Here is a 10,326-nt window from a genome sequence, read left to right as displayed (position 1 = left end):
CCTCAACCACTACATCTTGCGGTCACTCATCCACTCCGGCCAACTCGCAGAACGACTGCATGCACTCTGAATCCGGAAGAGCCAGCAAACCGGCTCTTCGAAGTTAGGCGGGCGTTGCCTGGTCAGAGCCTCGGCGTGTCGATGATGTGAAACGCCCCTGGTCTCCGGAAATCTGGATGTTGCGAAGCACTCAGATTCTCGTGAAGGAGTACCAGGGGCATGGTCGAGCCTACGTCGTTGTTGTTGGGGTTGGAAGGACTGGAAGTCATGGCGGTTGCATTGGTCGCCGACCGCGCTCGTGTGGTGGATGTGGTGACCGTGGATCCGGGGGCGGCCAGGTGCCCGGAATGCAGGGTCGCCTCGACATCGGTGAAGGGCCACGCGGTCACCCGGCCACGTGACATCTCCTACGGCGATGATCCAATTCGGTTGCGGTGGAACAAGACCCGCTACTACTGCCGCAATCAGGCGTGTGGGCGGAGTTCGTTCACCGAATCGATTCCCGAGGTCCCGCCGCGGCGGCGCACCACCACCCGGTTACGCACCCAGATCGGACGCAGTATCGGGGACGCGGCCCGTTCGGTCGTCGAGGTCGCGGCAGGTGCGGGCGTGTCGTGGCCGACAGCACACACCGCCTTCGTCGAACACGCCGAACGGGTGCTCAACGATCCCATGCCGGTGCGGGTGCTCGGCATTGATGAGACCCGCCGCGGCAAGCCTCGCTGGACCCGCGACACCGACGGCTGCCGCTGGGTGCGGGTTGATCCATGGGACACCGGATTCGTCGACCTGGACGGCGATCAGGGCTTGTTGGGGCAGGTCGAAGGACGCACGGGTGCGGCGGTCACCGGTTGGCTCACCACGCAGACCACCCAGTTTCGCGACGAGATCACCCATGTGGTGATCGACCCGTCAGCAGCGTATGCCGCGGCGGTCACCGCCGAGTTGTTGCCCAACGCGCAAGTGGTGGTCGATCACTTCCACCTCGTCAAGCTCGCCAACGATGCTGTGACCGCGGTGCGGAGGCGGGTCACCTTCGACACCCACGGACGCCGGGGGCGAAAGCAGGACCCAGAATGGGCGAATCGTCGACGGTTGCTCGCGGCTCGAGAACACCTGTCGGACAGGTCATTTGCCAAGATGTGGAACGCGTTGATCGATCACGATCCGTCCGCGCAGATCCTCACCGCCTACATCGCGAAAGAGGAACTACGCCAGCTACTTTCCGCCGCACACCAGGATGTGGACAACAGCGAAGTCCGTCACCGGCTCCACCGCTTCTACACCTGGTGCGCTGATGCCGACATCCCCGAAGTCACCCGATTGGCGACCACGATCGAGGCGTGGTGGCCGGCGATCTTGGCGTTCGTCCAGACAGGGCTGACCAACGCCCGCACCGAGGGCTACAACCGCCTGGTCAAACAGGTCAAACGCGTCGCCTGCGGATTCCGCAACACCGAAAACTCACGCCGCCGGATACGATTCCACTGCACCCGCGCCCAGCGGGCCAACAACCAGCAATTCCACTGCTGAGCAGTGCCCGCCTAACTTCGAAGAGCCAGCAAACCCGGGGCGATTCATTTCTGATAGGTGTCGAGATAGCACTGCGGGTAGGTGCGCCACTTCTGGCCCTGTGCTCCGGTGTAAACGATCTTGTCCGGCTCACAGGAATTCGCCCACGAACCGATTGCCGCATCCTTGGTGAATTCATCGACGAATATGTGTCGCCACCCGGCGAGATCTCCCGATGGCGCCGCCTGACCGGACGGATTGGTCACCGCAGCGGACGTCGTCGTCGCCGGCGCTGTCGTCGTCGTGGTTGTGGTGGTGGTGTCGGCGCTCAGCGTCCACGTCTGGTTCGTCGCTACGCTACAGGTGCGCAGGGAGACCGCTCCGGACGCCGCGGTCAGACAGTACGAGGTCCCGCCGGGTCTCAGTGAGCTGTTCGCTCCTTGCTCCCACTTCTGCGCGGAAGATGTTGAGCAATTTGCGATTTGCAGACTTCGGCCGTTGGCGATCACACCCCCGACGGGCTGCAGACAGAACCCTTGCACCACCGCTCGACCGGACGAGTCCACCGTCCATCGTTGATTCTCCTGGCCGTTGCACGAGTACAACAGCACCCCGTTTCCGGCACGCGCGATCGCACCGGAATTGTCGAGGCACTGCCCATTCAGGTTCGCCTTGACCGTGTACGTCGTGTCCGCGGCGGAGGCCGTACCGACAGCCAAAATTGCCGCAGCACTGACAAAGAACACCGTCGAAACACAGAGAAGAATGCGGACAGTATGTGACCTTCTCGGCCGTTTCATGAGGAAGACGGTAACCCCATTTCGGGCAAAGCGTCCGATGATTTATTGAATGCCCCGAAATAGGCGTGGAATCGCACCGGAAAGCGTGCGTCGTCATTGTCACTCGCGTCGGGTCGGCCCTGGTCGTCCCGAGGTGCACACCACGATGGACCACGCGGCACCCTCACCGTCAACGAGTCGTACCGTGGACCCGTGGCAGGAGCACGGCAGCCGCTTCGCGTGGGCCAGATCATCACCGGCGATACCGGTCACCGCTATCGCATCGACGGTGTATTGGACGGCGGTGGCTTCGGCGTCGTGTACCGCGCGGCCCGGCTGGCGCAGACCAGCGATCGGGTGATCCGGCACGTCTGCGTAAAAGTGTGTGCCAGCTGGCACGGCGAGGCACATATGGGGAACCTGCTCGCCGGACGCCGCGAGGTCGTCGAGATCGTCGAGATCGTTCGCGTTCGGTACCGGCTCGCGCGGCGTGACCCGGTATGTGATCGTGTCCGAGCTGATGCGGGAAGGAACGGTCGGCGATCTCGTCGACGATCCCGAGTGGAACGGATGGCCGCCGGCGCGAGTACGCCGCGAACTGCGCGACCTGCTCAGGGTACTCAAACTGATGCACGCGGCGGGGGTGGCCCATCGAGACATCAAGCCCACCAACGTGTTTCTGCGTGATGGGCATCTGGCGCTCGACGCCTACACCCCCGCCTACATGCCGGCCGATGTCGACCAGTACCGGCACTGGGGGACCTGGCTCGACATCTATCAGGTCGGGTTGTTGGCCTGCACCCTGCTCACCGGGCGCGATTGGACCAACGATGACGTGTGCCGGATCCGTGATCTGCCTGCTCCGGATGATCTCAAGTGCTGGATCTGGCATGCGACGGCGGCGCGGGGCCTGCGCTACGTGGACGGCACCGCCGCACTCGAGGCCATCGGGTCACTTCGCACCGTCGACATGGGCGGCACACGTGGGCCGGCGTCGCTGCGTGATCAGCGAGTGGTGGTCACCGGCCGCTTCGAGATCGGTACCCAGGATGAACTCCGCGACCTCATCGAGGACGCGGGCGGCGTCGTGCAGTCGGCGGTCAGCGACGACACGTCGGTGTTGGTGCGGGCACATCAGATCGACAACACCGTCGGCGGATTCGAGGGTCGGAAACTCTTCTCGGTGCGTGAACGCAAGCGCCGTGGCCAGACCATCCACGTGATCGATGAGCACCGCCTGTGCCGATTGGTGGGTCTGAGCCCGGTCTGACCAACTGGCGGACGCACACTCGACGCGAAACAGCGCACACTCGACGGGAATGCGCGCACACTCGACGCGAAACAGCGCACACTCGACGGGAATGCGCGCCCACTCGACAGGGTGAGGACCGATAATCCTCGGCATGGCATCGCTGTCGGGGCTCGCACGGCTCTTCCCGGGTCTGCACACCCTCCTGCATTACGACCGGTCGTGGCTCCGCGGTGACCTCGTCGCCGGGATCGTGGTGACCGCCCTGCTGATCCCGGCCGGTATGGGCTACGCCGAGGTCGCCGGTCTTCCACCGGTCACCGGTCTCTACGCGACGATCGTCCCGCTGCTGGTCTACGCGTTCGTCGGACCCTCCCGCATCCTCGTGTTGGGCCCCGACTCCTCACTCGCCCCGATCATCGCCGCGGCGATCATCCCGCTCGCCGTCGTCGACGAGGACCGGGTCGCGCTGGCCGGGGTGCTGGCGATCGAGGTCGGCCTGGTACTGCTGGTCGCGGCCGTGCTGCGGCTCGGATTCGTCACCGACTTGCTGAGCAAACCGATCCGCATCGGCTACCTCAACGGCATCGCGTTGATCGTGCTGCTCGACCAACTCCCCAAACTGCTCGGCTTCAGTATCGAGGGCGATTCGGTGATCGAGCAGGTCCGTGACATCGTGCACGCCGTGACGCACTCCGAGATCGAGTGGCTGCCCGCGGCCATCGGCGTCGTCGGCCTGGCGGTGATCTTCGGTCTCAAGCGGTGGCGCAAGTCGGTGCCCGGTGTGCTCGTCGCCGTCGTCGGCGCGATCATCGTCGTCGCGGCGTGCGGGTGGCAGGACCGGCTGCCGGTGGCCGGTGCGATGCCGCGCGGACTGCCGTCGCCGCACCTGGCCGGGGTGAGCTGGCAGGACGCACTGTCCCTGCTCGGTCCGGCGGCCGGCATCGCACTCATCGCCTTCGCCGACACGAGTGTGTTGTCGCGGACCTTTGCCGCCCGCGCCGGCTCCGCGGTCAATCCCAATCAGGAGATGGGTGCGGTCGGTGCGGCGAACATCGCCGGCGGATTCCTCGGTGGTTTCGCCGTCTCGGCGTCGTCGTCGCGCACCCCGGTCGCCGAACAGGCAGGCGCGCGAACACAATTGGCGTCTCTGGTCGGCGCGGTGCTGATCGTTGTCTTCATTCTGGTGGCCCCGAACGTCACCGCCTACCTACCATCGGCGGTGCTGGCGGCCGTCGTCATCGCCGCCGCCGTCTCCCTCGTCGACATCCCCGGCACCGCCGCGCTGTTCCGCATCAACCGGGTCGACGGGGCGCTGAGCGTCGTCGCGTTCCTCGGAGTGGCGCTGGTCGGGGTGCTCCAAGGCATCATCTTCGCCGTGGTGCTGTCACTGGTGGCGTTCGTCAACCTGGCGTGGCGGCCGTATCGCACCGAACTCGGCCGGGTACCCGGCCTGCGGGGATACCACGACCTCACCCGGCATCCCGAGGCCAGACCCGTCGACGGCGTCGTCATCGTCCGCTTCGACGCACCACTGTTCTTCGCCAACGGCGGCATGTTCGACGACTTCGTCCGGTCCCGGGTGGTCGCGGCGCTGGCCGACGGACGCAGCGTGCACACCGTCATCATCGCCGCCGAACCGATCACCGAGATCGACTCGACCGCCGTCGACGAGTTGGTGGAACTCGACGACTTCCTCCGCTCACAGGAGATGACGCTCGTGTTGGCGGAGATGAAGGACCCAGTGCGTGACCAGCTCAGCCGCTATCACCTCGAGGTCGGCGGTCGGCCACGATTCGACGAGTCCTCGTTCGCCCCGACCACCGGCGCCAAGATCGACGAGATCACCGGGCACCTGCGCAGCGACATCGACCCCACCGGCTGATTCACCCCTGTGACGCTCGTCCGCAGGTAACGCTCGGTGCGATGTCCCCGACATACGGGTCATACGAACAGTGGGATCCCTGCGTCGCAGCACTCCACAGCTCACGGCGGACCGTAGCCTCGCTCTAGCGACAGGTCCGAAGGGGATTGACATGGGTGATTTCGACGGCACCATCGGAGCGGCCTGGACCGAGTACCGCGCCAAGCTTGCCGACCGCCTGACCCGCCTCGCCCCCAGTGCGTCGCTAATCGCCGAACAGAACAGCTCCATCCCCGAGGGTGCCCACGGCCTCGTCGAGTTCACCGTCACCGACGACGACCGGATCCGGGCGATCATCGACTCCGTGGACCTGCACTCGCATCCGGAGACACGGACCGAGCAGATCTGGGGTCTCGGCGTGCTCGGCTGGACCCGGACCGGCGACAACCACTTCCGATCCACGGTCACCCGCGACGATGTCGCCGACCTCGCCGCCCGGGTGATCGCCACGTTCCGCGAGGTCTGGGACGTCGTGCACCCCGCCTTCCTCGACGACCCGCACACCGCGCCCCGCGAATGGGCCCGTGAGGTGGTCACCATCGCGCACAACCACGGTGAGCTCCGCGCCATGGTGCATACCGCACTGGAATCGATGTCGGGGTATCCCGTCGTCGTCGATCCCGACGGTGACATCCCGATGCCGACGGGCGAGGCCTCGTCGTGGCTGCGGGTCCTCACCGATCGCCCCACCGTCGAGTTCTTCGGCACGGTCATCGACTCCGTCGACGACATCGGGCGCGCCTACGAGTTCATCGCGACCAGCACCCTGACGTTCACCGGGATCAAGCTGATCATGCATGACCGGTGCATGGTCGCGGTGCTCACCGTCGAGGTCTCCGCCTTCTCCCGGCAGAACCTGGCGGCCGGGATCGCCCAGTGGCTGAACTTCATGGACTTCGGCCGCGCCGAGATCCAGGCGGCGTTGGCCGACACCCCGACCGATACCGGCTCCCCGGCTGGTGGGCCGGGATTTGCCGACACCGACGCGACCCTGCTCGACGCCGACCTCCCCGAGGCCCTCACCCGGCTCATCGAACTCGACAGCGACGAGTGCCCCCTCGAAGCGGAGCAGGTGGCCGCGATCTGCGATGGCGATGCCGCCGCCATCCTCGAGTACCTGGGCGTCGCCGAGGAGCAGTACGCGGTCTGGGCTCACGCCGCCGACCGGGCCGCGATCGACCGCGACGGGTCCCAGGAAGGCGAGTGTCGCGCCGAATGGGAGGCGTGGGCGGACATCGCACGCCGACTCCGTGCGGCGCTGCGGGTCATCGCCCTGACGGGTGATCACGTCGCCGAACGCGGCACCGACCAGCATCCGACGGCGCACTGAGGTCGCCTGGTCCGAACTGACGCCGCGGGTCTCACACCCGCGGCGTCTGTTCGTTCAAGGGGTCAGTTCGTTCAAGGTCAGTTCCTCGGCCACGCCAGCGTGCCGGCCCACTTATGTCCCTCGGTCTCCGCGTAGGCACCGAGACCGTGCGTGGCGCCCTCGTAGGTCCGGTAGTCGATGCGGGCACCGTTGGCGCGCGCCCGATCCACCCACGCCGAGGTCAACGGCGCCGGCGCGATCGGGTCGAGCAGTCCCTGCTGGATCAGCATCGGGGCCTCGTACCCCGAGTCGGGGACGTTGGAGTTGGCGCGGACGGCGTCGAGCAGCGGTCCCTCCGACAGCGGCCGGGACACCATCTGACCGACGTTGTATTGGCTTGTCGCCGGGCTGAATTCGGGGTAGCAGGCGGTGGCGGCCTCGTCGACGAGCCGCTTGCCCAGCGGCGTCAGGTAGGAGTCGACGTCGATGTCGGGACGCGACACCGTGAGGCCGGCCAACACGTAGGAGACGTAGGTGACGTAGTCGGGGATGGCCACCGGCGGCACTCCGGGCGCCACCAGCGACAGCATCTCGGCGATGTCGACGGGCACCGACTGGGCGCTCACGCCCACGTTGCGCAGTTCCGGTGCGTAGGTGGGGGCGAGGCGGCCGGCGAAGATGGCGCTCTGACCGCCCTGCGAGCCGCCCGAGGTCAGGTATCCGGTGCCGGCGGTGTTGCCGTCGCCGTACTGTTCGACGACGGTCCGCGCGGCGCGAACGGAGTCGATGACGTTCTTGCCCTGCATCTGGCCGTCGGAATAGGCGTGGACGCCGGGCCCGCCCAGCCCTGCATATTCGGGGGCGACGATGACGTAGCCGTCGCTCAGCCACGGCCCCATCCAGTCGCGCCAGCGTTCCTTGCCGTTGGTGCGCACACCCATCCGGTCGGTCACAGTGCACTCGTCACCGAGTCCAGCGGTGCCGTGGGCCCACGCGAAGATGCGGTACCGGCCATGCTGGTTGGTCTCCGGGATGGAGACCGCCGCCTTCACCGGGATGAGGTCACCCTGGGCGTTCTCGGAAAGGTAGGTGACGGCGATGACCTTCTTGGCACCGGTCATGCGCGCATCGGGCTGGTCGGTGATGTCGGTGGAGCTGATCACCGTCCCGGCCCCGGCCTTGGAGGTGATGGTCGGCTGCGGGGCGGCCGACGCGGTGGGCGCCCCCACGAACGGGATCAACCCGATCAGAAGCACACTCAAGACCACTACCCATTTGCGAAGCACGTCGCAGGTCCCCTTCGTCATCGTCGGCGCGAGGTCGAGGAGATCGCCTCGGCGCACTGGCACTGGGTCCAACGAGTGATTAGGTTAGCCTAAGGAGTTGCCGGAGAGGTACCCGGTGTGCCCGACGTCGCGTCGGCGCACGTCACCGCGTACCCGGGCTACGGCTACAAGTTCTCGCGCAGTAGGCCGAGGTGGTTCGCCGCAGCCTGCCGGTGGGCGACTACGCCGATGAGGTCGGCGAGGCGCAGGAGTGGTTGTACCGCTGGTTCGGTGCGTGCCTGAGCGAGTGGCGTCTGCACCGGACAGCCGAGTCGTCGGAGACGGCATCGAGTGAGGTCCCTCTGGGTGAGACCTCCGTTGCGCCGGTGATCGAGGCCACCGACGAGGGGCCGCACTCCCGCGCCGGCTGTCGTGCGGCCGTGGGCGCGGTCGGCGGGAATCGCCGTGTCCGATCGGGGCCGGATCTCCGCGGCGGTGGTGGCCGCCTTCCGCGCGGCGCAGGCGTCGCTCTGACCCCACATGTTCGCGGCCTTCGTGGTGGGTCTTCCGAATGACCCGGTGACACGACAATTCCGGCAGTTCTCACGGCCGGGTTGAGTTCGACGCGGTGCGCGCTACATTGGGTCCACCGCGGGTGTCGGGACCGCTTAAGCCTGGATCCACCGATTGGATCTCTGGAGTGTCGTCAAAGGTGTTGGTACGTTTGGGCTGGCTGCGGGTGTGCGGGAGTCGCCGATCTCTGATTTCGGCGTGTTTCACTGGGTTTCGGGTTCGGGGCTGGTGAGCCGGGCGGGTTAGGTGTCAGGCAGTGTGTTGTCGCTCGATGGTGTTGTCGAACAACATGTTCCACTCGTGCTCCCAGGGCCAGCCGGCGGGCAAGTGCATCGCGAGTCGTCGGGCTGAGGATGCGATGCGGGCCGGTATGCAGATCAGGGTGCGGCGGATCGTGGAGGTGGTGGCTTCGGCCAGACGTTGCCCGCCCAGGGTCGCGGCAGCACGAGTCAGATTGAACGCGATCACCGCACACACCAACCACGCGGCGTTCGCACAGAACTGTCCCGACGGCAGGTGCGCCAAGGCGGAGGCCTTCAAGTCGGCGTGGACCTGCTCGATGATCGCGTGCCCGCGGTGAGTCTTGTCGGCGGTGACGGTGTCGAGAGCGCTGGTGGTGAAGAATGCATGAAACCGCCACACCTCGAACAAGCCGTCCCCGGCGGGTACGAAGTCAGGGATGCGGCGCACCACCAGCCGCCCGGGAACCTGCAGGCGCTTGGCTTTGGAGGTGAACGCGGTGAACGGTATTTCGGCGACCTCAGCACGCGAGATCCACTGCCTGCTGTCCTGGTCGTAGAGGGCGTCGGTGTACTCGATGGGCGTCCACGCATCGTCGGCGATGTCGCTGATCGCTGTCCGTACGTGGGCATCCTGGCGCACGGTGACTGATACCTGGGCGCCGGCGCGGATCGCGGTGGTGACCGCACGGTGGCCGTAGAACGCTGAATCAGCTCGCAGCAGAACAAGACCCGACGCACCAGCGGAACGTATCCGTGTGAGGGTCGCCAGCGTATCGGCGATCAACCGGTGCGCCCCGCGCGCAGAATTGCAGGCACCCTTGCGCAGGCGTTGAGCGGCAATCACTGGTGCACCGTGGGTGGTGGTGATGGTGGTGATGGCCGAGTTCAACCCGCGGACCCGGGTGTAGCCGAACCCGGCCCCTTGTTTGGCCGGGCCGTGGACCTCGATGATCGAGTCGTCGATATCAACCATCACCGCATCATCGATCCCGGCCAGTACCGGAGTGTGGGCGTGCAGTCCGACCAGCATCCGGGAGGCAATCGCATCGAGCTGGCGGACATGGCCGAACCGGAACTCCCGCAGGAACGATCCCAGCGTCGACGGCGCGTACGGGTGATCGAACACCCGGCCCATCGCCCCGTGCCGCACCACCGCCATGTCGTCGATGCTGTCGGCACCGGCGACCATCCCGGCGACCAGCGAGAAGACCTTCCGATGCGGATTCGCGCCCTTGTCGGTCGGCACACTCAGATGCTCAAGCGCCAACTCCGACAGACCCGCCCGTTCTGCCAGCGTCATCACCGGCACCAACCCGGCCGCGCCGAGCAGATTCGGATCATCACAGGATGCAGACCTGACCGGATGACTGTGAGACAATGAACCGCCCCGGGTCTGTCGGAGGCTCTCGAACCTGTGAAGGATGGAGAGCATGGCAGCACCACGCAAGTACAGTGAGGAACTCAAGGACCGGG

The 10,326-nt window shown here is 66.3% G+C and carries 7 protein-coding genes and 1 pseudogene; 5 read left to right on the top strand and 3 right to left on the bottom strand.

The window, feature by feature from the left end:
• The first annotated feature begins 219 nt into the window (after positions 1-219).
• Positions 220-1,533 (top strand): ISL3 family transposase, encoded by a 1,314-nt coding sequence (locus tag ACWDTD_RS20165; RefSeq protein WP_449748910.1) that lies wholly within the window; start codon positions 220-222, stop codon positions 1,531-1,533.
• A 44-nt stretch (positions 1,534-1,577) separates the two neighbouring features.
• On the opposite strand, the gene ACWDTD_RS20160 is transcribed toward ACWDTD_RS20165, so the two are convergent.
• Positions 1,578-2,312, bottom strand: coding sequence for a ricin-type beta-trefoil lectin domain protein (locus tag ACWDTD_RS20160; RefSeq protein ID WP_449748909.1), 735 nt, complete (start codon positions 2,310-2,312; stop codon positions 1,578-1,580).
• A gap of 469 nt (positions 2,313-2,781) precedes the next feature.
• Between ACWDTD_RS20160 and ACWDTD_RS20155 the strand changes: the two genes are divergently transcribed.
• From ACWDTD_RS20155 to ACWDTD_RS20145, 3 genes are all read left to right on the top strand, one after another.
• Positions 2,782-3,561 carry a protein kinase domain-containing protein gene (locus ACWDTD_RS20155; RefSeq protein ID WP_449748908.1) on the top strand — a complete coding sequence of 260 codons (780 nt, stop codon included), beginning with the start codon at positions 2,782-2,784 and terminating at the stop codon, positions 3,559-3,561.
• A gap of 133 nt (positions 3,562-3,694) precedes the next feature.
• The gene (locus ACWDTD_RS20150; RefSeq protein ID WP_449748907.1) at positions 3,695-5,425 is read left to right on the top strand and encodes a SulP family inorganic anion transporter; all 1,731 of its coding nucleotides are present in this window, start codon (positions 3,695-3,697) and stop codon (positions 5,423-5,425) included.
• Between the two features lie 151 nt (positions 5,426-5,576).
• Positions 5,577-6,794, top strand: a complete 1,218-nt coding sequence (locus ACWDTD_RS20145) for a TY-Chap domain-containing protein (RefSeq protein ID WP_449748906.1) — start codon at positions 5,577-5,579, stop codon at positions 6,792-6,794.
• A 77-nt stretch (positions 6,795-6,871) separates the two neighbouring features.
• On the opposite strand, the gene ACWDTD_RS20140 is transcribed toward ACWDTD_RS20145, so the two are convergent.
• On the bottom strand, positions 6,872-8,029 hold the full coding sequence (locus tag ACWDTD_RS20140; protein WP_449748911.1) for a lipase family protein: 1,158 nt from the start codon (positions 8,027-8,029) through the stop codon (positions 6,872-6,874).
• Positions 8,030-8,464: 435 nt separating this feature from the next.
• On the opposite strand from ACWDTD_RS20140, the pseudogene ACWDTD_RS20135 reads away from it, so the two are divergent.
• Positions 8,465-8,572, top strand: a pseudogene (locus ACWDTD_RS20135) (Lsr2 family DNA-binding protein); the annotation flags it as partial.
• A gap of 288 nt (positions 8,573-8,860) precedes the next feature.
• On the opposite strand, the gene ACWDTD_RS20130 reads toward ACWDTD_RS20135, so the two are convergent.
• Positions 8,861-10,285: an IS1380 family transposase gene (locus tag ACWDTD_RS20130; protein WP_449748905.1), complete on the bottom strand. Its 1,425-nt coding sequence runs from the start codon at positions 10,283-10,285 to the stop codon at positions 8,861-8,863.
• Between the last annotated feature and the right edge of the window lie 41 nt (positions 10,286-10,326).

The organism is Gordonia sp. NPDC003425 (assembly GCF_053588635.1).
Note: the sequence above shows the minus strand (reverse complement) of the source record. Positions and strands in the feature narration are given on the sequence as shown.